Genomic DNA, 21,144 nt, shown 5'->3' on the forward strand with positions numbered 1-21,144 from the left:
CCTCAATTATGGGGCTTTTTTAACGACCTGATTCTGGGTCCCATAAGTAGTAGTTGACATTAGCGGAGCACTAACATGATCCAAGAACAGACTATGCTGAACGTGGCCGACAACTCCGGTGCACGTCGCGTAATGTGTATCAAGGTTCTGGGTGGCTCGCACCGTCGCTACGCAGGCGTCGGCGATATCATCAAAATTACCATTAAGGAAGCAATTCCTCGTGGCAAGGTGAAGAAAGGCGACGTGCTGAAGGCGGTAGTGGTGCGCACCAGGAAGGGTGTTCGTCGCCCTGACGGTTCTGTCGTTCGCTTCGATGGCAATGCTTGTGTTCTTCTGAACAATAACAGCGAGCAGCCGATCGGTACGCGTATTTTTGGGCCGGTAACTCGTGAGCTGCGTTCTGAGAAGTTCATGAAAATTATCTCTCTGGCACCAGAAGTACTGTAAGGAGCGAACCATGGCAGCGAAAATCCGTCGTGATGACGAAGTTATCGTGCTAACCGGCAAAGATAAAGGTAAGCGCGGTAAAGTAAAAAATGTCCTGTCTTCTGGCAAGGTCATTGTTGAAGGTATCAACCTGGTTAAAAAACATCAGAAGCCGGTTCCGGCACTGAATCAACCAGGCGGCATCGTTGAAAAAGAAGCTGCAGTTCAGGTTTCTAACGTTGCAATCTTCAATGCGGCCACTGGCAAGGCGGACCGTGTAGGCTTTAGATTCGAAGACGGCAAAAAAGTCCGTTTCTTCAAGTCTAACAGCGAAACTATCAAGTAATTTGGAGTAGTACGATGGCGAAACTGCATGATTACTACAAAGACGAAGTAGTTAGCAAACTGATGACTCAGTTTAACTACCATTCTGTCATGCAAGTCCCTCGGGTCGAGAAGATCACCCTGAACATGGGTGTTGGTGAAGCGATTGCTGACAAAAAACTGCTGGATAACGCAGCAGCTGACTTGACAGCGATCTCCGGTCAAAAGCCGTTGATCACCAAAGCACGCAAATCTGTTGCAGGCTTCAAAATCCGTCAGGGCTATCCGATCGGCTGTAAAGTAACTCTGCGTGGCGAACGCATGTGGGAGTTCTTTGAACGTCTGATCACCATTGCTGTACCGCGTATCCGCGATTTCCGCGGTCTGTCTTCGAAATCTTTCGATGGCCGTGGTAACTACAGCATGGGCGTGCGTGAGCAGATCATCTTCCCGGAAATCGACTATGACAAAGTCGATCGCGTTCGTGGTTTGGATATTACCATTACCACCACTGCGAAAACCGATGATGAAGGCCGTGCTCTGCTGGCTGCCTTTAACTTCCCGTTCCGCAAGTAAGGTAGGGTTACTAATGGCTAAGCAATCCATGAAAGCACGCGAAGTCAAACGCGTGAAACTGGCTAATAAATTCTTCGCTAAACGCGTAGAACTGAAAGCTATTATTTCTGACGTGAACGCTTCCGACGAAGATCGTTGGGACGCTGTTCTGAAGCTGCAGACTCTGCCGCGTGATTCCAGCCCGTCCCGTCAGCGTAACCGCTGCCGCCAGACTGGTCGTCCGCACGCTTTCCTGCGGAAGTTCGGGTTGAGCCGTATCAAGGTCCGTGAAGCCGCCATGCGCGGTGAAATTCCGGGTCTGAAAAAGGCTAGCTGGTAATTGTCACCAATTGAATCACGGGAGTAAAGACAGATGAGCATGCAAGATCCGATCGCGGATATGCTGACCCGTATCCGTAACGGTCAGGCCGCGAACAAAGTTGCGGTCACCATGCCTTCCTCCAAGCTGAAAGTGGCAATTGCCAAAGTGCTGAAGGAAGAAGGTTATATTGAAGATTACAAAATCGAAGGCGACACCAAGCCTGTACTGGAACTGAGTCTGAAGTATTTCCAGGGTAAGGCAGTGGTAGAAAGCATTCAGCGTGTAAGCCGTCCTGGTCTGCGCATCTATAAACGCAAAGATGAGCTGCCAAAAGTTATGGCCGGTTTAGGTATCGCAGTTGTTTCTACCTCTAAAGGTGTGATGACTGATCGTGCAGCTCGCCAGGCTGGTCTTGGTGGCGAGATTATCTGCTACGTAGCTTAATCGGGAGGAAAGAATGTCTCGTGTTGCAAAAGCACCCGTCGTCATTCCTGCCGGCGTAGAGGTAAAACTCAACGGTCAGGATATTTCGATTAAGGGTAAGAACGGCGAGCTGACCCGCAAAGTCAACGCTGCTGTAGAAGTTAAACAAGCTGATAACGTGCTGACTTTCGCTCCGCGCGAAGGTTTCGCTGATGGCTGGGCTCAGGCCGGGACTACCCGCGCTCTGCTGAACAGCATGGTTATCGGTGTTACCGAAGGCTTCACCAAAAAGCTGCAACTGGTAGGTGTAGGTTATCGTGCAGCCGTGAAAGGTAATGTGGTGAATTTGGCCCTGGGCTTCTCTCACCCGATCGATCACGAACTGCCTGCAGGTATTACTGCCGAATGTCCGTCTCAGACTGAAATCGTGCTGAAAGGCGCTGATAAACAGCTGATCGGTCAGGTAGCGGCTGACCTGCGCGCCTACCGTCGTCCTGAGCCTTATAAAGGCAAGGGTGTTCGTTACGCCGATGAAGTCGTGCGTACCAAAGAGGCTAAGAAGAAGTAAGGTAACACTATGGATAAGAAATCAGCTCGTATCCGTCGTGCAACCCGCGCACGTCGCAAGCTCCGTGAACTGGGTGCGACTCGTCTGGTGGTACATCGTACCCCCCGTCATATTTATGCGCAGGTTATCGCACCGAACGGTTCTGAAGTCCTGGTAGCCGCTTCTACTGTAGAAAAAGCTATCGCTGAACAACTGAAGTACACCGGTAACAAAGACGCAGCTGCTGCTGTTGGTAAAGCTGTTGCTGAACGCGCTCTGGAAAAAGGCATCAAAGCAGTCGCTTTTGACCGTTCCGGTTTCCAATATCATGGTCGAGTCCAGGCACTGGCAGATGCTGCCCGTGAAGCTGGCCTTCAGTTCTAAGGTAGAGGTGTAAGATGGCTCACATCGAAAAACAAGCTGGCGAACTGCAGGAAAAGCTGATCGCGGTAAATCGCGTATCTAAAACCGTTAAAGGTGGTCGTATTTTCTCCTTCACCGCACTGACTGTAGTGGGTGATGGTAATGGCCGCGTTGGTTTTGGTTACGGTAAAGCACGCGAAGTTCCAGCAGCGATTCAGAAAGCGATGGAAAAAGCCCGTCGCAATATGATGAATGTCGCGCTGAACAACGGCACTCTGCAGCACCCGGTTAAAGGTGCGCACACAGGTTCTCGTGTGTTCATGCAGCCAGCTTCCGAAGGTACCGGTATCATCGCCGGTGGTGCAATGCGCGCCGTTCTGGAAGTTGCAGGGGTTCATAACGTATTGGCTAAAGCCTATGGTTCCACTAACCCGATTAACGTGGTTCGTGCAACTATCGACGGTCTGGCCAACATGAAATCCCCGGAAATGGTCGCTGCCAAGCGTGGTAAATCCGTTGAAGACATTCTGGGGTAATTGACCATGGCAAAGACTATTAAAATCACTCAAACCCGTAGTGCAATCGGTCGTCTGCCGAAACACAAGGCAACGCTGCTTGGCCTGGGTCTGCGTCGTATTGGTCATACCGTTGAGCGTGAAGATACGCCAGCAGTTCGTGGTATGGTCAACGCGGTTTCCTATATGGTTAAAGTGGAGGAGTAACAGATGCGTTTGAATACTCTGTCTCCGGCCGAAGGCTCTAAACACGCTGCAAAGCGCGTTGGTCGCGGCATCGGTTCTGGCCTCGGTAAGACGGGCGGCCGTGGTGTCAAAGGTCAGAACTCTCGTTCTGGCGGTGGCGTGCGCCGTGGTTTTGAAGGCGGTCAAATGCCTTTATACCGTCGTCTGCCGAAGTTCGGCTTCACTTCTCGCAAAGCAATGATTACAGCCGAAGTTCGTCTGTCTGATCTGGCTCGCGTTGAAGGTGATGTTGTCGATCTGAATACGCTGAAAGCTGCTAACGTCATCGGCGTTCAGATTGAATTTGCGAAAGTAATTCTGTCTGGCGAAGTTGCACGTCCGGTTACGATCCGTGGTTTGCGCGTCACTAAAGGTGCTCGTGCTGCGATCGAAGCTGCTGGCGGCAAAATTGAGGAATAAGTAGCAGATGGCTAAACAACCAGGATTAGATTTTCAAAGTGCTAAAGGCGGAGTTGGCGAGCTGAAGCGCAGACTGCTGTTTGTAATCGGCGCGCTAATTGTTTTCCGTATTGGCTCTTTTATTCCAATTCCTGGTATTGATGCCACTGTGCTTGCCAAATTGCTCGAACAACAGCGTGGCACCATCATTGAAATGTTTAATATGTTCTCTGGTGGTGCACTTAGCCGTGCTTCGATTTTTGCTCTGGGTATCATGCCGTATATTTCGGCATCCATCATCATTCAATTATTGACGGTGGTTCACCCGGCTTTAGCGGAAATAAAGAAGGAAGGGGAAGCTGGCAGACGTAAGATTAGCCAGTACACCCGTTACGGTACTTTGGTGTTAGGTATATTTCAGTCAATCGGTATTGCTACCGGTTTACCCAATATGCCAGGAATGCAGGATCTCGTGATTAATCCCGGTTTTGCATTCTATTTCACCGCTGTTGTCAGCTTAGTCACAGGAACTATGTTCCTGATGTGGCTAGGCGAGCAGATTACTGAACGAGGTATCGGTAACGGTATCTCGATTATAATCTTTGCTGGTATTGTTGCGGGGCTTCCGCCGGCTATTGGCCATACCATCGAGCAAGCGCGGCAAGGCGATCTGCACTTCCTCCTGTTGCTGTTGGTTGCAGTGCTGGTATTCGCGGTGACTTTCTTTGTGGTGTTTATCGAACGTGGTCAACGTCGTATTGTCGTTAATTACGCTAAACGTCAGCAAGGGCGTCGCGTGTATGCTGCTCAGAGCACACATTTGCCGTTAAAAGTGAACATGGCAGGGGTTATCCCAGCTATTTTTGCTTCTAGCATAATATTGTTCCCGGCGACGATTGCATCGTGGTTTGGGGGCGGTACAGGCTGGAGCTGGTTAACGACTATTTCGTTGTATTTACAACCAGGTCAGCCGCTTTATGTGTTACTCTATGCATCTGCAATCATCTTCTTCTGTTTCTTCTATACAGCGTTGGTATTTAACCCGCGTGAAACAGCAGATAACCTGAAGAAGTCCGGTGCATTCGTGCCAGGAATTCGTCCGGGAGAACAAACGGCAAAATATATTGATAAAGTAATGACGCGCCTGACCTTGGTTGGTGCGATGTATATTACTTTTATCTGCCTCATCCCGGAGTTCATGCGTGACGCAATGAAAGTGCCGTTCTACTTCGGTGGTACGTCACTGTTGATCGTTGTTGTTGTGATCATGGACTTTATGGCTCAAGTGCAAACGCTATTGATGTCGAGTCAATATGAGTCTGCATTGAAGAAGGCAAATCTGAAAGGCTATAGTCGCTAATTAGATTTCGCTTGAGAAGTTACGGAGAGTAAAAATGAAAGTTCGTGCTTCCGTCAAGAAATTATGTCGTAACTGTAAGATCGTTAAGCGTAACGGCATCGTTCGCGTCATCTGCAGCGCCGAACCGAAGCATAAACAGCGTCAAGGCTGATTATCTCGCATATTTTTCTTGCAAAGTTGGATTGAGCTGGCTAGATTAGCCAGCCAATCTTTTGTATGTAACTGCAATATCATTTGAGTATCCTGAAAACGGGCTTTTCAGTATGGTATTGCTTTATAAAAATTGTAGGAGTGCATAGTGGCCCGTATAGCAGGCATTAACATTCCTGATCATAAACATACCGTTATCGCATTAACTTCGATCTACGGTATCGGCAAGACTCGTTCTAAGGCTATTTGTGCTGAAACGGGTATCGCTGAAGATGTTAAGATCAGTGAGCTGTCTGAAGAACAAATTGATCAGCTGCGTGATGCAGTTGGTAAATTCGTTGTTGAAGGTGATCTGCGTCGTGAAATCACCCTGAGCATCAAGCGTCTGATGGATCTTGGTACTTATCGTGGTTTGCGTCACCGTCGTGGTCTGCCGGTACGCGGTCAGCGTACTAAGACTAACGCACGTACCCGTAAGGGTCCGCGCAAACCGATCAAGAAATAATCGGGGTGATTGAATAATGGCAAAGGCACCTATTCGTGCACGTAAGCGTGTAAGAAAGCAAGTCTCTGACGGTGTGGCTCATATCCATGCTTCTTTCAACAACACCATCGTTACTATTACCGATCGTCAGGGTAATGCGTTGGGTTGGGCAACTGCCGGTGGTTCCGGTTTCCGTGGTTCTCGTAAATCCACTCCGTTCGCCGCTCAGGTAGCAGCAGAGCGCTGCGCTGAAGCTGTGAAAGAGTACGGTATCAAGAATCTGGAAGTTATGGTTAAAGGACCTGGTCCGGGCCGTGAGTCTACTATCCGCGCTCTGAACGCGGCTGGTTTCCGCATCACTAATATTACTGATGTGACTCCGATCCCTCATAACGGTTGTCGTCCGCCGAAAAAGCGCCGCGTGTAACGCCGCTTTTAGGATTGCTGGAGAAAGAAAATGGCAAGATATTTGGGTCCTAAGCTCAAGCTGAGCCGTCGTGAAGGCACCGACCTGTTTTTAAAGTCTGGTGTTCGTGCGATCGATTCCAAGTGTAAAATTGAACAAGCTCCTGGTCAGCACGGCGCACGTAAACCGCGTCTGTCCGACTATGGTGTACAGTTGCGTGAAAAGCAGAAAGTTCGCCGTATCTACGGTGTTCTGGAACGCCAGTTCCGTAACTACTACAAAGAAGCCGCTCGTCTGAAAGGCAATACAGGTGCAAACCTGTTGCAGTTGCTGGAAGGCCGTTTGGACAACGTTGTTTACCGTATGGGGTTCGGTGCGACTCGTGCAGAAGCACGTCAGTTGGTGAGCCACAAAGCTGTCATGGTAAACGGTCGCGTTGTTAACATCGCTTCTTATCAGGTATCTCCGAATGACGTAGTCAGCATCCGCGAGAAAGCGAAAAAGCAGTCTCGTGTTAAGGCCGCTTTGGAGCTGGCTGAACAGCGTGAAAAGCCAACTTGGCTGGAAGTTGATGCTGCCAAGATGGAAGGTGTGTTCAAACGTATTCCTGAACGTACCGATCTGTCTGCGGACATTAATGAACACCTGATCGTCGAGCTTTACTCCAAGTAAAGCTTAGTACCAAAGAGAGGACACAATGCAGGGTTCTGTGACAGAGTTTCTAAAACCGCGCCTGGTAGATATCGAGCAAGTCAGTTCGACGCACGCCAAGGTGACCCTTGAGCCGTTAGAGCGGGGCTTCGGCCATACTCTTGGTAACGCACTGCGCCGTATTCTGCTTTCATCCATGCCTGGTTGCGCGGTGACCGAGGTTGAGATTGATGGTGTACTGCACGAGTACAGCACCAAAGAAGGCGTACAGGAAGATATCCTGGAAATCCTGCTCAACCTGAAAGGGCTGGCGGTGAGAGTTCAAGGCAAAGATGAAGTTATTCTTACCCTGAATAAATCTGGCATTGGCCCTGTGACTGCAGCCGACATCACCCATGATGGTGATGTCGAAATCGTCAAGCCACAGCATGTAATCTGCCATCTGACCGATGAGAACGCATCTATCAATATGCGTATTAAAGTTCAGCGTGGTCGTGGTTATGTGCCGGCGTCTGCCCGTATACATACGGAAGAAGATGAGCGCCCGATTGGTCGCCTGTTAGTGGACGCATGCTACAGCCCTGTTGAGCGTATCGCTTACAATGTTGAAGCAGCGCGTGTTGAACAGCGTACTGACCTGGACAAGCTGGTCATCGAAATGGAAACCAATGGCACGATCGATCCTGAAGAGGCGATCCGCCGTGCGGCGACTATTCTGGCCGAACAACTGGAAGCTTTTGTTGATTTACGTGATGTACGTCAGCCAGAAGTGAAAGAAGAAAAACCAGAATTCGATCCGATCCTGCTGCGCCCTGTTGACGATCTTGAATTGACTGTCCGCTCTGCTAACTGTCTTAAGGCAGAAGCTATCCACTACATCGGTGATCTGGTACAGCGTACCGAGGTTGAATTGCTTAAAACGCCTAACCTGGGTAAAAAATCTCTTACTGAGATTAAAGACGTGCTGGCTTCGCGTGGTTTGTCTCTGGGCATGCGCCTGGAAAACTGGCCACCTGCAAGCATTGCCGATGAGTAACCAGATCACAGGTTAAGGTTTTACTGAGAAGGATAAGGTCATGCGCCATCGTAAGAGTGGTCGTCAACTGAACCGTAACAGCAGCCATCGCCAGGCTATGTTCCGTAACATGGCTGGTTCTCTGGTTCGTCATGAGATTATCAAGACGACCCTGCCGAAAGCGAAAGAGCTGCGTCGTGTTGTTGAACCGCTGATTACTCTTGCCAAGACCGACAGCGTTGCTAATCGTCGTCTGGCATTTGCCCGTACTCGTGATAACGAGATCGTGGCTAAACTGTTTAATGAACTGGGCCCGCGTTTTGCGAGCCGTGCCGGTGGTTACACTCGTATTCTGAAGTGTGGCTTCCGTGCTGGTGACAATGCGCCGATGGCATACATCGAGCTCGTTGATCGCGCAGTTTCTGCAACAGAAGAAGTTGCTACTGCGGAGTAATCTGCACTAGCGTAAAAAAGCCGGGGAAACCCGGTTTTTTTACGTCCTTATTTTAGCCCTCCACTCGCTGTTCGAGCGCTTTTCAAGCTATTATCATGTGAACAAAATCTCCGGTATGGGGTTGTGTTATGTTTCCGATTGATGAATGGGCTGAACGTTATATTCTTGAAGCACAACAGCGTGGAGAATTAGATAATCTGTCGGGAAGTGGTAAGCCTCTTCGATTAGAGGATAATAGTGCGGTGCCTGCTGAATTACGTGGTATATATCACCTGATGAAAAATGCAGGTTTTCTGCCAGCAGAGCTGTCAGGTCGTAAAGAAGCATTGATGATTGCTGACTTATTACATGCAACAAGCCCGGCATCAGAAGAGCATGTAGAGTTATCCAGAAAATTGAGATCGTTAGCATTACGATTACAATTGTCAGGAATAAATACGGATTTTCTGAATAACGTTTATCAGTACGCCTTGAATGATGGGTATAATAAGTCTGATAATACACCTGGGGTATAACTATAGTATTAGGTTTGTATAATTGCAGGTAATGTTGAAATTAACCAATGAGGCAGATATATGTCGAAATATCGTCATACTAAAGGAAAAATAACTGATAATGCGCTTGAAGCTTTGCTCCATGATCCACTGTTTCGTCAGCGTATAGAACAGAATATGAAAGGAAAAGGCAGTTATCGCCGTAAAGAAAAACACAAAAATACATCAGCACGTAACGGCTGGGAGGCCAGTGATAAGAATGCCATTTTTATCACTGGCCTTTTAGTTTGTTGTCCGGTTTTTGAGTAATTATCCATTACCTGACGGCTTTGTAGCGCTCTCTTTGAGTAAATCCCGAATCTCTGCTAATAACTTTCCTTCCGGCGTAAGCTTTGGTGTTGCATCAGGCTCTACCTGCTGTGCGCGGCGTAGCTTGTTCATGATTTTGATAGCCATAAAAATGGCGAATGTAACGATGATAAAATCAAAGACACTCTGAAGAAATGCACCATAGTTGATGCTGACGGCGGCGATATTATCGTGAGCCTCTCGTAATACCCAATGAAACTGTTTGAAATCGACTCCGCCAATAAGCAACCCTAATGGCGGCATAATGATATCTGAAACCAGCGACGAGACGATTTTACTGAAGGCTGCGCCAATAATGACACCGACAGCAAGATCAACAACGTTGCCTCGCATAGCAAATTCACGAAATTCTTTTATCACACTCATGGCTTATTCTCCCGCTATCCACTTTATAAAGCGTAACAAGTGAGGGGAAAATTGCCATAAGAGATATCCATAAGGCGTGGATCACGCCTATGGTATGTGGCGTTATAAAAAGAAAGGGCTTGGCTGGAATAAACGTTCGACGTCGGAAATGTATTTTTTGTCAGTTAAAAACATAATAACGTGGTCGCCTTGTTCTATCTGTAGATTGTTATTGGCGATAATGACATCGTCACCGCGTACAATCGCACCGATGATGGTACCCGGCGGTAGTTTAATATCCGCCACCATGCGACCAACTACTTTTGATGTGCCTTCATCGCCATGAGCAATCGCCTCAATCGCTTCTGCAACACCGCGCCGCAGCGATGACACGCTGACAATATCCGCCTTTCTCACATGGCCTAACAGCGCGGAAATGGTCGCTTGCTGTGGAGAGATGGCGACATCAATAACGCTTCCCTGTACAAGATCGACATAGGCGCGACGTTGAATCAGTACCATCGCTTTCTTGGCACCCATGCGTTTAGCGAGCATGGCTGACATGATATTAGCTTCATCATCATTGGTAATGGCGATAAATACATCGACCTGCTCAACGTGCTCTTGAGTCAGCAGTTCCTGGTCGGATGCATCACCATGAAAGACGATGGTATGTTGTAGCCTTTCTGCCAGCTCTGCGGCACGCTGGGCATCACGCTCGATGAGCTTAACACTGTAATCTTTTTCCAGCTTACGGGCCAACCCGGCACCGACGTTGCCTCCGCCGACAATCATGATGCGTTTATACGGTTTTTCTAGCCGCTGCATTTCACTCATCACTGCGCGAATATGCTGTGAAGCGGCGATAAAGAATACTTCGTCACCGGCCTCAATGACCGTCGATCCCTGTGGGCGAATGGGGCGGTCGTGGCGGAAGATGGCCGCAACCCGGGTTTCGATATGCGGCATGTGATCACGCATGGTAGAGATGGCATTACCCACAAGCGGGCCACCGTAATACGCATTTACCGCCGCAATACTGACTTTTCCTTGGGCAAAATTGACAACCTGAAGAGCGCCGGGATATTCAATCAATTTATAAATATTATCGATGACTAACTGTTCGGGTGAAATCAGGTGATCGATAGGGACGGCTTCCGCATTAAATAACAATCCTGACTCACGAATGTATTCAGCTGAACGAATACGCGCGATACGGTTGGGAGTGTTAAACAGCGTATAAGCAACCTGACAAGCAATCATGTTTGTTTCATCAGCATTAGTGACAGCGATCAGCATATCGGCGTCTTCCGCACCAGCTTCGCGTAATACGCGTGGGTGGGAGGCATAACCTGTAACAACACGTAGATCGAATTTATCCTGCAGCTGACGTAATCGGGTTGTGTTGGTGTCAACAACCGTGATGTCATTATTTTCGCCTGACAGATTCTCCGCCAGCGTTCCGCCAACCTGACCTGCACCAAGAATGATTATCTTCATTGTAATCTCTGCTGTATTTATCTCTGTCGAGAAGACTGACAATTACGAGGTTTTTACCAGCTTCGCATAAAAGAAACCATCACCATCCAGAGCAGATGGCAGATTTTGAATTCCAGGACGAGAAGTATTGCCTGTGTCACGTAGTGAGGCATCGGCATGGCGTTGCAGAAATGACGTTATCTGCTGCTGATTTTCTTCCGGCAGAATCGAACACGTTGCATAGACAAGTGTTCCCCCTTTTTTCAGATGCGGCCAGATAGCTTCCAAAATGGCCTGTTGCAGTGCTGATAATTCATTGATGTCGCTATCCCGGCGTAACCATTTAATATCCGGGTGCCTTCTAATAACCCCTGTTGCCGAACAAGGTGCATCCAGCAGAATGCGGTCGAACTGTTTGTCACCACACCACAATGATGGTGTTCTGCCGTCACCGCATTTTACGTCTGCATGCTGATTCAGACGTTGCAGATTCTCATACACTCGCTTCAAGCGTTGTTCATCAACATCAACGGCCATAACACGCGCCTGTGGCGCAGCTTCGAGTATATGGGTCGTTTTCCCGCCCGGTGCGGCACAGAGATCAAGAATATCTTCGCCATTTTGCGGTGCTAGCCAGTGGACACACCCTTGTGCAGAAGCATCCTGCACCGTGACCCATCCTTGCGCGAATCCCGGTAACTGATTAACAGCGCAAGGTGTTTCAAGATTAATTGCATCAGCATAGCGGTTATGCGGATGAGCATTGATGCCTTGCTCTTGCAACAACGCAAGATAAGTCTCGCGTGTATGGTGTAGCCGGTTGACCCTGAGCCACATTGGCGGATGTTGGTTGTTTGCCACAACGAGCTGTTCCCACTGGTCTGGATAAGCGGCTTTCAGACGCAACAGCAACCAGTCGGGATGTGAATAATAGGCTGGCGTATTTCGCACTCGTGACGTCAATTCCTCTTGCTGACGTTGGAATTGACGCAGGACACCATTAATCAGGCCTTTTAATTGAGGACGCTTGAGGGCAACGGCGCCATTCACCGTTTCCGCCAGTGCAGCATGAGCGGGAATGCGAGTGTATGTGAGTTGATAGAGGCCGACCATAAGCAGGTAATGGAGGTTCTTTTGCTTACCAGTCAACGGTTTAGCCATCAATTGATGAATGTACCACTCCAGTTCTGACAGTACACGTAATACGCCAAAACAGATCTCCTGAAGTAACGCTCTATCCTTGTCACTGATATCACGCTGAAGAGCAGGGAGGATATGGCTAAGAGATTGACCTTGTTCAACGACCTGGACAAGGGCGTTAGCAGCGATACTGCGAAGATTGTAGGTGCTTTTCATGAAATTTTGGCTGGTAGATGAATATAGAGGTACCGACAAGTCTTGTCGGTACCGTAGTGTTAGGCCAGTACGAGGCCTGGAGTGAACCATTCGCGGCGAGAGTTTAATAAATCTTGTGCCGGCATCGCTTTTTTGCCCGATGGCTGCAATATTTGCATATTTAATATGCCATCAATAGTAGCAACCTGGATGCCGTTTTTATCCGCTCGAAGTAGGGTTCCCGGTGACGGTAGATTTGTAGCCGCGATGGCTTGCGCTTGCCACACTTTGACCGGCTGGTCTTCTACAGTGAAATAGCTGACGGGCCAGGGGTTGAATGCGCGTATACACCGCTCCAACTGTTCGGCTGATAAGTGCCAGTTGAGACGCGCTTCTTCCTTGCTGAGTTTTTCTGCGTAAGTTGCTAATTCATTGTCCTGCGGCTCGGCGACAGCAGTGTTGGCAGATAACTGTGAAAGCGTGGCCAATAGTCCCTGCGGCCCCAGTTTTGCCAGTGTGTCATAGAGTGAGGCACTGGTGTCATCAGGTAAAATCGGGCAGGTCACTTTATGCAGCATAGCTCCGGTATCAAGGCCGGCATCCATTTGCATAATAGTGACGCCGGTCTGACTATCGCCCGCCCAAAGAGCACGTTGTATTGGCGCAGCGCCACGCCAGCGTGGCAACAGTGAACCATGGACATTAATGCATCCTAGCCGTGGCATGTCCAAAACGGCCTGAGGCAAAATCAACCCGTAGGCAACCACCACCATGATATCTGCATTGAGGTCGGCAACGCTTTGCTGGTTCTCCGTCGGACGTAAAGACGTCGGTTGAAAAACAGGAATATCATGTTGTTGAGCGAGCAGCTTTACTGGGCTGGGTGTCAGCTTATTGCCGCGCCCGGCAGGACGGTCTGGCTGGGTAAATACGCCAACGACGCTGTGTTCTGATGATAACAACGCCTCAAGATGTTGAGCGGCAAAATCTGGCGTTCCTGCAAAAATAATACGTAATGACACGAGCTCTCCTGCCCAGAGATAGGTTGACGACAATGAATTATGCCCGGCTGTTTAGCCTGGCTAATTTTTCCAGTTTTTGCCGAATACGTTGACGCTTCATTGGCGATAAGTAATCAACAAACAGCTTGCCAACCAGATGATCCATTTCGTGCTGGATACAAATAGCCAACAATCCCTCTGCTTGCAGCTCAAACGGCTTACCTTCACGGTCAAGGGCGCGCACCTTGATACTTTCCGCACGCGGAACTAATGCGCGGGTCTCAGGAATGGAAAGACAGCCCTCTTCAATACCGGTATCGCCAGATTTTTCGAGCAGTTCAGGGTTAATCAGTACCAGCTGCTGATCGCGCTCTTCTGATACATCAATCACGATAATCTGCTGATGCACATCAACCTGGGTAGCGGCAAGGCCAATCCCTTCTTCCGCATACATTGTCTCGAACATATCGTCCACAATGCGCTGGATCTCTGCATCAACTTCTCTTACTGGCTTTGCCTGAATGCGAAGCCGTTCGTCTGGAAAATGTAATACTTGCAAGACTGACATAGGTTTTTAGATCTGTATTCAGGTGGTTAAAAGGCTCCAGCGTTTATTGTAGACATTTCCGCCGGTGATTGACAGCATCGTGACCTAGGTCAAAACAGCGCGTGGGGGCGTTATGACAGAGATGGAAATCTGGCTTAGGTTTGCGTTAGTCAGGGGAATAAACGCCCGGCGCTGTACTGAGTTGTGTGAGTGCTTACTCGCTGCTAATGACTTTTCCGACCGCTATCTGCGAGCCTTGGGGTTAAAGGAACGTCAAATTGTACAGTTTTTCCATTTAAAGCATCAGGACGTTGATGCAGTGGCCCGTTGGCAGGAGCATCCCTTACATCATTTAGTGACATTTAATCACCCTGATTACCCTCCTTTGCTAGAGCACATTACGTCACCGCCTTTGTGCCTTTTTGTCGAGGGAGATAAGTCTGCGCTTTCGTTACCACAGGTGGCGGTAGTCGGAAGCCGCCATCACACGCCGTATGGTGAACAGTGGGGAGACTATTTTGGCCAGTCTCTTGCCGCGCATTCGCTGGTTGTTACCAGTGGTCTTGCTATAGGTATTGATGGAATTGCACACCGAGCCGCTTTGGATGCCGGTGGAAAAACGATTGCCGTGCTTGGAAGTGGACTACATCATCTGTACCCGGCCCGTCACCGCGATCTTGCTGGCGACATTGTGGCGCATGGTGGCACATTGGTCTCCGAGTTCTTGTTAGATACTCCCCCGCTACCCGTTAACTTTCCCCGGCGTAACCGTATTATCAGTGGACTTAGCCTTGGCGTGCTGGTGGTTGAAGCATCACTGCGTAGTGGCTCGCTGGTGACAGCTCGTTATGCATTGGAACAAAACCGGGAGGTCTTCGTGTTGCCTGGCGCACTGGGCAATCCCATGACTGAAGGGAATCATTGGTTGATACAACAAGGTGCTTATCTCGTGACTCAACCCAAAGACATTTTTGCGCAACTCCATAATGGCCTGCGTTGGTTTGCCGATATTTCCAATGAGAGCAGTCCTGAAATTATTTGCTCAACGCACAGTGAACGGGAATTGCCATTTGCTGATGTGTTGGCTACCGTAGGAGATGAGGTTACACCTGTTGACGTTGTCGCTGAACGTGCCGGCCAACCTGTGCCAGAGGTAGTGAATAAGTTACTGGATCTGGAGTTAGCAGGGTGGATCGCAGCTGTACCCGGCGGCTATGTCCGAATAAGGAGGGCAGGCCATGTTCGACGTACTCATGTACTTGTTTGAAACTTACATCCACAATGAAACTGAAATGCGTGTTGATCAGGATACGTTGACTGATGACCTCACTCGCGCTGGATTTGATCGTGATGATATTTACAGCGCACTCGACTGGCTGGAGAAATTGGCTGATTTACAAGAAGGCCAAACACCGCCATTGGCTCTCGCCAGCGATCCTCTGGCTGTACGTATTTACACCGCTGAAGAGGAACAACGGCTTGATGCAGATTGCAGGGGCTTTTTGCTGTTTCTTGAGCAAATCAAAGTATTAAGCCTGGAAACCCGCGAGATGGTGATTGATAGGGTGATGGCGCTTGAGACGCAAGACTTCGATCTTGAAGATCTCAAATGGGTTATTTTGATGGTGTTGTTCAACGTGCCGGGTTGTGAAAATGCATATCAGCAAATGGAAGATTTACTCTTTGAGCCTCATGAAGGGTATTTGCAGTAGCCAGGAATCTGAGTAAATCATGGTGAAGCCGGTACTGACTGTTGAAACACAGCAACAGGTTTGCCCTGATTGTGGGGCTGCGCTGGTTATCCGTTCGGGTAAGCGCGGCCCATTTTTCGGTTGTTCCAGTTATCCTGACTGTAACTATGTTCGAGCATTAAAACCGTATGCCGATGGGCATGTGGTGAAAGTGCTTGATGGCCAACAATGTCCTCTTTGTCATGCAATATTGGTGCTGCGCCAGGGGCGGTATGGCATGTTTATCGGGTGCAGCCGTTATCCTGATTGTGAACATACGCAGACGATAGATAGCCCCGATGAAACCTCTGCTTTGTGCCCCCAGTGTGGCGAAGGGCGATTATTGCAACGTAAGTCGCGTTACGGAAAAGTCTTTTATGCGTGTGAGCGTTATCCGGCTTGCCAGTTTGCCCTGAATCACGCACCTGTCGCAGGTACCTGTATCCACTGCCACTATCCTTTATTGATTGAAAAGAGAACGGCGCAAGGTATTAAGCGTTTTTGCGCCAGCAAGCTGTGTGGTAAACCTGTAACTGATGACCTTTCCCAGAATGACGAAGTGTAAATGCGTCAGTAGCAACAGTAGTGAATATAGGTAAGTAACGTGACGACAGAAGAATTAGTTCCACTTATTCAATTACTACGTGAAGAGCGGGTGATTGCGTATCCGACAGAGGCCGTATTTGGCCTTGGCTGCGATCCCGATAGCGAGATTGCAGTAGAAAGATTGTTGGCATTAAAACAAAGGCCAAGAGATAAAGGGCTGATTTTGATCGCGGCAAATTATCAGCAGCTTGAACCTTATGTGGAGATATCTGCATTATCAGAGAGCCAGCGTCAGGCCGTTTTCGCAACCTGGCCGGGCCCTTTTACTTGGGTTATCCCCGCTAAATCGACAACGCCAGAGTGGTTGACGGGGCGTTTTAGCTCACTGGCTGTGCGTGTCAGCGATCATCCACTGGTGCAGCGGCTTTGCCTTGATTTTGGAAAACCGCTGGTTTCCACCAGCGCTAACTTAAGCGGTCAGCCGCCTTGTCGCACTTATCAGGAAGTCATAGCGCAGTTCGATAGCCATTTCCCTGTACTTAACGGTGATGTTGGTGGTCGATTAAATCCGTCGGAAATTCGAGATGCGTTGACTGGCGAAATGCTACGTCAAGGGTAGTGACTATTTGGAGAACGAATGTGTCTGTAATTCCCTCTTTTGCTGTTTTTGGACATCCTATTGCACATAGCAAATCGCCGCGCATTCATGCGTTGTTCGCTGCACAAACCGGCCGTACATTGGCCTATGAACGTATCCTGGCACCGCTGGATAATTTTGAAGAAAGTCTGCGTGCCTATTTTCAGCAGGGAGCGCAAGGTGCCAATATTACTGCTCCTTTTAAAGAGCGGGCGTGTGGTGTTATGCATAGCTTGAGTGAGCGAGCATCATCTGCCGGTGCCGTAAATACAGTATTAAAGCGTGATGATGGCTCTTTATATGGTGATAATACGGATGGCATTGGCTTATTGAGTGACCTGCAACAGCACGACTTTATTGCATCGGGCTGTAATGTTTTGCTGATTGGCGCTGGCGGAGCTGCTCGCGGCGTTATCCAACCGTTGCTGACATATGGATGTCGCTTGGTCATCACGAATCGCACCTTTGATAAGGCTGCATCGCTGGCACAGCATTTCTCAACAGTTGGTGAAATAAAAGCGTTACCGATGGAAGAATTAAATGGCCATCATTTTGATTTGATTATTAATGCGACATCATCCGGTGTTGCGGGCGGTGTCCCTGCATTACCAGCATCGTTAATCTCAGCAGCAACCTGCTGCTACGATATGTTTTATTTAGCTGGGCCAACACCTTTTTTAGCATGGTGCATTCAACATGGCGCGCAGCGTTATCTGGATGGCATGGGGATGTTGGTTTGGCAAGCAGCGCATGCGTTCCAGTTATGGCATGGTCTGATGCCTGATGTCGGCCCGGTTATTGAGAAAATGAAACACGAGCTGGCAGGATGAATCAGCATATTCAATACCCTGACCGAGAAGCATGGTCTGATGACGAGTACGCCATCGTGTTTCCGGTTCTCGTTGGCGGATTTCAGCATGACTGTGTGCTTGGGCAAAGCACACTGCTCGCGCGTTATGGCAATAAAGCACCAGAGCAGTGGCTGGCGCTGTTCCGTCAACATCGTTGGGACTGGGAAGAAGAGTTCGAACGCGCCATCCGTAATGACGAATATGATGACGTCGGGCGTTTTGTCCTTCCTTCGGATGGGGTAAATCAGACGGATGCATGACTGGTAATGGGGGAGCCATCAGCCATTCGACGCTGGCGTAGTCATATATTCATTTTTCCAACGTACGTAATTATCGGAAGAATAAAGTAGCCCATTTTTTTCTTGTTCAGTCAGTGGGCGAATCTTTCTGGCTGGGCTACCAAGGTAAAGATGGCCCTTCTCTAATGTTTTTCCTGAGGATACCAGGCTGCCAGCACCAATAATGACATCATCTTCAATGACTGCACCATCAAGGATTATCGATCCCATACCGACAAGCACGCGATTGCCGATGTGACAACCGTGTAGCATCACTTTATGTCCAACGGTGACGTCCTCTCCAATAATTAACGGATTGCCGATAGAGTTTGTTTCGGATCGATGCGTGACGTGAAGGACGCTACCATCCTGAATATTAGTACGAGCTCCTATTTTGATAGCGTTGACATCGCCTCTGATAACAACCAATGGCCAGACACTGACATTTTCAGCAAGCGTCACATCGCCAATAATGACGCTTGAGGGATCTATCATGACGTTTTCGCCAATGACTGGGTGAGTATTTTTGAACGCACGCAATGGATGAGACATATTTCCATCATCTCCAAAAGGATAAAAAGTGAGTGAGATCGTTAACAGATCCGGCATTTCGCTCAGAAAATAACGCCGATCGTACAATAACTCAACGCAGGGGTGGAAAAATGTGCGAACAGAAAAAAAGATCGAAAAAAGGGTTGTGTAACCCGTTCGGATCCCTATAATGCGACCCCACTGACACGGCAACAGCGGCAACGCAACGCGGTGTCAGCAAAGAGAAAACGAAAATAAACGTTGACTCTTCATGAGGAAAGCGTAGTATACGCCACCTCGCGACAGCAGGCTCAGGCCGGTCGCACTGCTCTTTAACAATTAATCAGACAATCTGTGTGGGCACTCGCAGGACACTTCGCAAAAACTTTTGTGAAAGTCTTGAAGAGTGACAACAGTTAATTCATTACGAATAAACAGTAAATTCTTTGAGCACCGTTTTCTTCGGAAAACACAATCAAACTTAAATTGAAGAGTTTGATCATGGCTCAGATTGAACGCTGGCGGCAGGCCTAACACATGCAAGTCGAGCGGTAGCACAAAGGAGCTTGCTCCTTGGGTGACGAGCGGCGGACGGGTGAGTAATGTCTGGGAAACTGCCTGATGGAGGGGGATAACTACTGGAAACGGTAGCTAATACCGCATAACGTCTTCGGACCAAAGAGGGGGACCTTCGGGCCTCTTGCCATCAGATGTGCCCAGATGGGATTAGCTAGTAGGTGAGGTAATGGCTCACCTAGGCGACGATCCCTAGCTGGTCTGAGAGGATGACCAGCCACACTGGAACTGAGACACGGTCCAGACTCCTACGGGAGGCAGCAGTGGGGAATATTGCACAATGGGCGCAAGCCTGATGTGCAGCCATGCCGCGTGTGTGAAGAAGGCCTTCGGGTTGTAAAGCACTTTCAGCGGGGAGGAAGGCGACAAGGTTAATAACCTTGTCGATTGACGTTACCCGCAGAAGAAGCACCGGCTAACTCCGTGCCAGCAGCCGCGGTAATACGGAGGGTGCAAGCGTTAATCGGAATGACTGGGCGTAAAGCGCACGCAGGCGGTCTGTTAAGTTGGATGTGAAATCCCCGGGCTTAACCTGGGAACTGCATTCAAAACTGACAGGCTAGAGTCTCGTAGAGGGGGGTAGAATTCCAGGTGTAGCGGTGAAATGCGTAGAGATTTGGAGGAATACCGGTGGCGAAGGCGGCCCCCTGGACGAAGACTGACGCTCAGGTGCGAAAGCGTGGGGAGCAAACAGGATTAGATACCCTGGTAGTCCACGCTGTAAACGATGTCGATTTGGAGGTTGTGCCCTTGAGGCGTGGCTTCCGGAGCTAACGCGTTAAATCGACCGCCTGGGGAGTACGGCCGCAAGGTTAAAACTCAAATGAATTGACGGGGGCCCGCACAAGCGGTGGAGCATGTGGTTTAATTCGATGCAACGCGAAGAACCTTACCTACTCTTGACATCCAGAGAAGCCTGCAGAGATGCGGGTGTGCCTTCGGGAGCTCTGAGACAGGTGCTGCATGGCTGTCGTCAGCTCGTGTTGTGAAATGTTGGGTTAAGTCCCGCAACGAGCGCAACCCTTATCCTCTGTTGCCAGCACTTCGGGTGGGAACTCAAAGGAGACTGCCGGTGATAAACCGGAGGAAGGTGGGGATGACGTCAAGTCATCATGGCCCTTACGAGTAGGGCTACACACGTGCTACAATGGCGTATACAAAGAGAAGCGACCTCGCGAGAGCAAGCGGACCTCATAAAGTACGTCGTAGTCCGGATTGGAGTCTGCAACTCGACTCCATGAAGTCGGAATCGCTAGTAATCGTAGATCAGAATGCTACGGTGAATACGTTCCCGGGCCTTGTACACACCGCCCGTCACACCATGGGAGTGGGTTGCAAAAGAAGTAGGTAGCTTAACCTTCGGGAGGGCGCTTACCACTTTGTGATTCATGACTGGGGTGGAAGTCGTAACAAGGTAACCGTAGGGGAACCTGCGGTTGGATCACCTCCTTACCGAGTGAAGAGTCTGCGTGGTGTCCACACAGATTGTCTGATGAAGAAAACGAGCAGTAAAACCTTATAGGCTTGTAGCTCAGGTGGTTAGAGCGCACCCCTGATAAGGGTGAGGTCGGTGGTTCAATACCACACAGGCCTACCAGTTTCGCGAGGGTGCGAGAGCACGGCGCGGGGCTGAAAAAGGTTGTACTCACTACGATGGGGCTATAGCTCAGCTGGGAGAGCGCCTGCTTTGCACGCAGGAGGTCTGCGGTTCTATCCCGCATAGCTCCACCATTAACGAATGACTTCAGAGTGTACTGGAAACAGTATGCTGCGAAGTATTCTGCTCTTTAACAATCTGGAACAAGC

At 49.3% G+C, this 21,144-nt stretch carries 31 protein-coding genes, 2 tRNA genes and 1 rRNA gene; 28 read left to right on the top strand and 6 right to left on the bottom strand.

Annotated elements, in window-relative coordinates; genetic code table 11:
* Nucleotides 1-75: 75 nt before the first annotated feature.
* From rplN to O1Q98_RS13745, 19 genes are all read left to right on the top strand, one after another.
* Nucleotides 76-447: a 50S ribosomal protein L14 gene (rplN, locus tag O1Q98_RS13655; RefSeq protein ID WP_035344535.1), complete on the top strand. Its 372-nt coding sequence runs from the start codon at nt 76-78 to the stop codon at nt 445-447.
* Between the two features lie 10 nt (nt 448-457).
* Nucleotides 458-772 (top strand): 50S ribosomal protein L24, encoded by a 315-nt coding sequence (gene rplX, locus O1Q98_RS13660; protein WP_090127199.1) that lies wholly within the window; start codon nt 458-460, stop codon nt 770-772.
* 14 nt (nt 773-786) lie between these two features.
* The gene (gene rplE, locus O1Q98_RS13665) at nt 787-1,326 is read left to right on the top strand and encodes a 50S ribosomal protein L5 (protein WP_125260844.1); all 540 of its coding nucleotides are present in this window, start codon (nt 787-789) and stop codon (nt 1,324-1,326) included.
* A 13-nt stretch (nt 1,327-1,339) separates the two neighbouring features.
* On the top strand, nt 1,340-1,645 hold the full coding sequence (gene rpsN, locus O1Q98_RS13670; RefSeq protein ID WP_125260843.1) for a 30S ribosomal protein S14: 306 nt from the start codon (nt 1,340-1,342) through the stop codon (nt 1,643-1,645).
* Between the two features lie 33 nt (nt 1,646-1,678).
* Nucleotides 1,679-2,071 carry a 30S ribosomal protein S8 gene (gene rpsH, locus O1Q98_RS13675; protein WP_035344530.1) on the top strand — a complete coding sequence of 131 codons (393 nt, stop codon included), beginning with the start codon at nt 1,679-1,681 and terminating at the stop codon, nt 2,069-2,071.
* Between the two features lie 13 nt (nt 2,072-2,084).
* A complete protein-coding gene (rplF, locus tag O1Q98_RS13680; protein WP_125260842.1) occupies nt 2,085-2,618 on the top strand; it encodes a 50S ribosomal protein L6 in 534 nt (177 codons plus the stop codon).
* Between the two features lie 9 nt (nt 2,619-2,627).
* Nucleotides 2,628-2,981: a 50S ribosomal protein L18 gene (gene rplR / locus O1Q98_RS13685; RefSeq protein WP_035344524.1), complete on the top strand. Its 354-nt coding sequence runs from the start codon at nt 2,628-2,630 to the stop codon at nt 2,979-2,981.
* A gap of 14 nt (nt 2,982-2,995) precedes the next feature.
* On the top strand, nt 2,996-3,496 hold the full coding sequence (gene rpsE / locus O1Q98_RS13690) for a 30S ribosomal protein S5 (RefSeq protein WP_012768115.1): 501 nt from the start codon (nt 2,996-2,998) through the stop codon (nt 3,494-3,496).
* Nucleotides 3,497-3,502: 6 nt separating this feature from the next.
* A complete protein-coding gene (gene rpmD / locus O1Q98_RS13695) occupies nt 3,503-3,682 on the top strand; it encodes a 50S ribosomal protein L30 (protein WP_004846568.1) in 180 nt (59 codons plus the stop codon).
* A 3-nt stretch (nt 3,683-3,685) separates the two neighbouring features.
* The gene (rplO, locus tag O1Q98_RS13700; protein WP_125260841.1) at nt 3,686-4,120 is read left to right on the top strand and encodes a 50S ribosomal protein L15; all 435 of its coding nucleotides are present in this window, start codon (nt 3,686-3,688) and stop codon (nt 4,118-4,120) included.
* A gap of 7 nt (nt 4,121-4,127) precedes the next feature.
* Nucleotides 4,128-5,459, top strand: a complete 1,332-nt coding sequence (secY, locus tag O1Q98_RS13705) for a preprotein translocase subunit SecY (RefSeq protein WP_125260840.1) — start codon at nt 4,128-4,130, stop codon at nt 5,457-5,459.
* 34 nt (nt 5,460-5,493) lie between these two features.
* Nucleotides 5,494-5,610 (top strand): 50S ribosomal protein L36, encoded by a 117-nt coding sequence (rpmJ, locus tag O1Q98_RS13710; protein WP_012768118.1) that lies wholly within the window; start codon nt 5,494-5,496, stop codon nt 5,608-5,610.
* 147 nt (nt 5,611-5,757) lie between these two features.
* On the top strand, nt 5,758-6,114 hold the full coding sequence (gene rpsM, locus O1Q98_RS13715; RefSeq protein ID WP_035344519.1) for a 30S ribosomal protein S13: 357 nt from the start codon (nt 5,758-5,760) through the stop codon (nt 6,112-6,114).
* Between the two features lie 16 nt (nt 6,115-6,130).
* A complete protein-coding gene (gene rpsK / locus O1Q98_RS13720; RefSeq protein ID WP_002919257.1) occupies nt 6,131-6,520 on the top strand; it encodes a 30S ribosomal protein S11 in 390 nt (129 codons plus the stop codon).
* Nucleotides 6,521-6,550: 30 nt separating this feature from the next.
* Nucleotides 6,551-7,171, top strand: coding sequence for a 30S ribosomal protein S4 (gene rpsD, locus O1Q98_RS13725; protein WP_012768120.1), 621 nt, complete (start codon nt 6,551-6,553; stop codon nt 7,169-7,171).
* 25 nt (nt 7,172-7,196) lie between these two features.
* Nucleotides 7,197-8,186: a DNA-directed RNA polymerase subunit alpha gene (locus O1Q98_RS13730; protein ID WP_012768121.1), complete on the top strand. Its 990-nt coding sequence runs from the start codon at nt 7,197-7,199 to the stop codon at nt 8,184-8,186.
* A gap of 40 nt (nt 8,187-8,226) precedes the next feature.
* Complete coding sequence (gene rplQ, locus O1Q98_RS13735) at nt 8,227-8,619, top strand: 50S ribosomal protein L17 (RefSeq protein ID WP_125260839.1); 393 nt, start codon at nt 8,227-8,229, stop codon at nt 8,617-8,619.
* A 128-nt stretch (nt 8,620-8,747) separates the two neighbouring features.
* Nucleotides 8,748-9,134 carry a DnaJ family domain-containing protein gene (locus O1Q98_RS13740; protein ID WP_125260838.1) on the top strand — a complete coding sequence of 129 codons (387 nt, stop codon included), beginning with the start codon at nt 8,748-8,750 and terminating at the stop codon, nt 9,132-9,134.
* Nucleotides 9,135-9,194: 60 nt separating this feature from the next.
* Nucleotides 9,195-9,422 carry an alternative ribosome-rescue factor A gene (locus tag O1Q98_RS13745; RefSeq protein ID WP_125260837.1) on the top strand — a complete coding sequence of 76 codons (228 nt, stop codon included), beginning with the start codon at nt 9,195-9,197 and terminating at the stop codon, nt 9,420-9,422.
* On the opposite strand, the gene mscL is transcribed toward O1Q98_RS13745, so the two are convergent.
* From mscL to def, 5 genes are all read right to left on the bottom strand, one after another.
* Entirely contained in the window at nt 9,423-9,848 is a 426-nt protein-coding gene (mscL, locus tag O1Q98_RS13750; protein ID WP_125260836.1) for a large-conductance mechanosensitive channel protein MscL, read from the bottom strand. It abuts the gene before it with no gap.
* A 102-nt stretch (nt 9,849-9,950) separates the two neighbouring features.
* Nucleotides 9,951-11,327, bottom strand: a complete 1,377-nt coding sequence (trkA, locus tag O1Q98_RS13755; protein WP_125260835.1) for a Trk system potassium transporter TrkA — start codon at nt 11,325-11,327, stop codon at nt 9,951-9,953.
* A gap of 42 nt (nt 11,328-11,369) precedes the next feature.
* Nucleotides 11,370-12,662: a 16S rRNA (cytosine(967)-C(5))-methyltransferase RsmB gene (gene rsmB / locus O1Q98_RS13760; RefSeq protein ID WP_125260834.1), complete on the bottom strand. Its 1,293-nt coding sequence runs from the start codon at nt 12,660-12,662 to the stop codon at nt 11,370-11,372.
* A 59-nt stretch (nt 12,663-12,721) separates the two neighbouring features.
* Nucleotides 12,722-13,663, bottom strand: a complete 942-nt coding sequence (fmt, locus tag O1Q98_RS13765; protein ID WP_125260833.1) for a methionyl-tRNA formyltransferase — start codon at nt 13,661-13,663, stop codon at nt 12,722-12,724.
* A 37-nt stretch (nt 13,664-13,700) separates the two neighbouring features.
* A complete protein-coding gene (def, locus tag O1Q98_RS13770) occupies nt 13,701-14,210 on the bottom strand; it encodes a peptide deformylase (protein WP_125260832.1) in 510 nt (169 codons plus the stop codon).
* Nucleotides 14,211-14,322: 112 nt separating this feature from the next.
* Between def and dprA the strand changes: the two genes are divergently transcribed.
* The 6 genes from dprA to O1Q98_RS13800 are packed head-to-tail and all read left to right on the top strand — an operon-like array spanning nt 14,323 to nt 18,213.
* A complete protein-coding gene (dprA, locus tag O1Q98_RS13775) occupies nt 14,323-15,456 on the top strand; it encodes a DNA-protecting protein DprA (protein ID WP_125260831.1) in 1,134 nt (377 codons plus the stop codon).
* Nucleotides 15,428-15,901 carry a DUF494 family protein gene (locus tag O1Q98_RS13780; protein WP_125260830.1) on the top strand — a complete coding sequence of 158 codons (474 nt, stop codon included), beginning with the start codon at nt 15,428-15,430 and terminating at the stop codon, nt 15,899-15,901. The genes dprA and O1Q98_RS13780 overlap by 29 nt, the downstream gene beginning before the upstream one ends.
* Before the next feature lie 19 nt (nt 15,902-15,920).
* A complete protein-coding gene (locus tag O1Q98_RS13785) occupies nt 15,921-16,484 on the top strand; it encodes a DNA topoisomerase family protein (RefSeq protein WP_125260829.1) in 564 nt (187 codons plus the stop codon).
* Nucleotides 16,485-16,523: 39 nt separating this feature from the next.
* Nucleotides 16,524-17,084, top strand: a complete 561-nt coding sequence (gene tsaC / locus O1Q98_RS13790; protein ID WP_125260828.1) for an L-threonylcarbamoyladenylate synthase type 1 TsaC — start codon at nt 16,524-16,526, stop codon at nt 17,082-17,084.
* 20 nt (nt 17,085-17,104) lie between these two features.
* The gene (aroE, locus tag O1Q98_RS13795; protein ID WP_125260827.1) at nt 17,105-17,932 is read left to right on the top strand and encodes a shikimate dehydrogenase; all 828 of its coding nucleotides are present in this window, start codon (nt 17,105-17,107) and stop codon (nt 17,930-17,932) included.
* Complete coding sequence (locus O1Q98_RS13800) at nt 17,929-18,213, top strand: DUF1488 family protein (RefSeq protein WP_125260826.1); 285 nt, start codon at nt 17,929-17,931, stop codon at nt 18,211-18,213. Before aroE ends, O1Q98_RS13800 begins: the two co-directional genes overlap by 4 nt.
* An 18-nt stretch (nt 18,214-18,231) precedes the next feature.
* Here O1Q98_RS13800 and O1Q98_RS13805 read toward each other — a convergent pair whose 3' ends face one another.
* Nucleotides 18,232-18,783: a gamma carbonic anhydrase family protein gene (locus O1Q98_RS13805; RefSeq protein WP_125260825.1), complete on the bottom strand. Its 552-nt coding sequence runs from the start codon at nt 18,781-18,783 to the stop codon at nt 18,232-18,234.
* A gap of 462 nt (nt 18,784-19,245) precedes the next feature.
* Between O1Q98_RS13805 and O1Q98_RS13810 the strand changes: the two genes are divergently transcribed.
* The 3 genes from O1Q98_RS13810 (at nt 19,246) to O1Q98_RS13820 (ending at nt 21,069) form a co-directional block, all read left to right on the top strand.
* Nucleotides 19,246-20,790, top strand: a 16S ribosomal RNA gene (locus O1Q98_RS13810).
* Between the two features lie 68 nt (nt 20,791-20,858).
* Nucleotides 20,859-20,935: transfer RNA gene (locus O1Q98_RS13815), tRNA-Ile, on the top strand.
* A gap of 58 nt (nt 20,936-20,993) precedes the next feature.
* A tRNA-Ala gene (locus O1Q98_RS13820) sits at nt 20,994-21,069 on the top strand.
* The last annotated feature ends 75 nt before the right edge of the window (nt 21,070-21,144 follow it).

The sequence above is a fragment of the Dickeya lacustris genome, assembly GCF_029635795.1.
Classification (GTDB): Bacteria; Pseudomonadota; Gammaproteobacteria; order Enterobacterales; family Enterobacteriaceae; genus Dickeya; species Dickeya lacustris.

Coding starts and splice junctions, on each gene's coding strand:
- rpsD (WP_012768120.1), top strand. CDS start 6,551: ATGGCAAGATATTTGGGTCCTAAGCTCAAGCTGAGCCGTCGTGAAGGC.
- rplF (WP_125260842.1), top strand. CDS start 2,085: ATGTCTCGTGTTGCAAAAGCACCCGTCGTCATTCCTGCCGGCGTAGAG.
- dprA (WP_125260831.1), top strand. CDS start 14,323: ATGACAGAGATGGAAATCTGGCTTAGGTTTGCGTTAGTCAGGGGAATA.
- rsmB (WP_125260834.1), bottom strand. CDS start 12,662: ATGAAAAGCACCTACAATCTTCGCAGTATCGCTGCTAACGCCCTTGTC.
- rpsE (WP_012768115.1), top strand. CDS start 2,996: ATGGCTCACATCGAAAAACAAGCTGGCGAACTGCAGGAAAAGCTGATC.
- rplE (WP_125260844.1), top strand. CDS start 787: ATGGCGAAACTGCATGATTACTACAAAGACGAAGTAGTTAGCAAACTG.
- mscL (WP_125260836.1), bottom strand. CDS start 9,848: ATGAGTGTGATAAAAGAATTTCGTGAATTTGCTATGCGAGGCAACGTT.
- O1Q98_RS13740 (WP_125260838.1), top strand. CDS start 8,748: ATGTTTCCGATTGATGAATGGGCTGAACGTTATATTCTTGAAGCACAA.
- def (WP_125260832.1), bottom strand. CDS start 14,210: ATGTCAGTCTTGCAAGTATTACATTTTCCAGACGAACGGCTTCGCATT.
- rpsK (WP_002919257.1), top strand. CDS start 6,131: ATGGCAAAGGCACCTATTCGTGCACGTAAGCGTGTAAGAAAGCAAGTC.
- rplX (WP_090127199.1), top strand. CDS start 458: ATGGCAGCGAAAATCCGTCGTGATGACGAAGTTATCGTGCTAACCGGC.
- O1Q98_RS13730 (WP_012768121.1), top strand. CDS start 7,197: ATGCAGGGTTCTGTGACAGAGTTTCTAAAACCGCGCCTGGTAGATATC.
- rpmD (WP_004846568.1), top strand. CDS start 3,503: ATGGCAAAGACTATTAAAATCACTCAAACCCGTAGTGCAATCGGTCGT.
- trkA (WP_125260835.1), bottom strand. CDS start 11,327: ATGAAGATAATCATTCTTGGTGCAGGTCAGGTTGGCGGAACGCTGGCG.
- O1Q98_RS13800 (WP_125260826.1), top strand. CDS start 17,929: ATGAATCAGCATATTCAATACCCTGACCGAGAAGCATGGTCTGATGAC.
- rplQ (WP_125260839.1), top strand. CDS start 8,227: ATGCGCCATCGTAAGAGTGGTCGTCAACTGAACCGTAACAGCAGCCAT.
- rplR (WP_035344524.1), top strand. CDS start 2,628: ATGGATAAGAAATCAGCTCGTATCCGTCGTGCAACCCGCGCACGTCGC.
- O1Q98_RS13785 (WP_125260829.1), top strand. CDS start 15,921: ATGGTGAAGCCGGTACTGACTGTTGAAACACAGCAACAGGTTTGCCCT.
- O1Q98_RS13780 (WP_125260830.1), top strand. CDS start 15,428: ATGTTCGACGTACTCATGTACTTGTTTGAAACTTACATCCACAATGAA.
- rpsN (WP_125260843.1), top strand. CDS start 1,340: ATGGCTAAGCAATCCATGAAAGCACGCGAAGTCAAACGCGTGAAACTG.
- rpmJ (WP_012768118.1), top strand. CDS start 5,494: ATGAAAGTTCGTGCTTCCGTCAAGAAATTATGTCGTAACTGTAAGATC.
- O1Q98_RS13745 (WP_125260837.1), top strand. CDS start 9,195: ATGTCGAAATATCGTCATACTAAAGGAAAAATAACTGATAATGCGCTT.
- secY (WP_125260840.1), top strand. CDS start 4,128: ATGGCTAAACAACCAGGATTAGATTTTCAAAGTGCTAAAGGCGGAGTT.
- O1Q98_RS13805 (WP_125260825.1), bottom strand. CDS start 18,783: ATGTCTCATCCATTGCGTGCGTTCAAAAATACTCACCCAGTCATTGGC.
- rplO (WP_125260841.1), top strand. CDS start 3,686: ATGCGTTTGAATACTCTGTCTCCGGCCGAAGGCTCTAAACACGCTGCA.
- rplN (WP_035344535.1), top strand. CDS start 76: ATGATCCAAGAACAGACTATGCTGAACGTGGCCGACAACTCCGGTGCA.
- rpsH (WP_035344530.1), top strand. CDS start 1,679: ATGAGCATGCAAGATCCGATCGCGGATATGCTGACCCGTATCCGTAAC.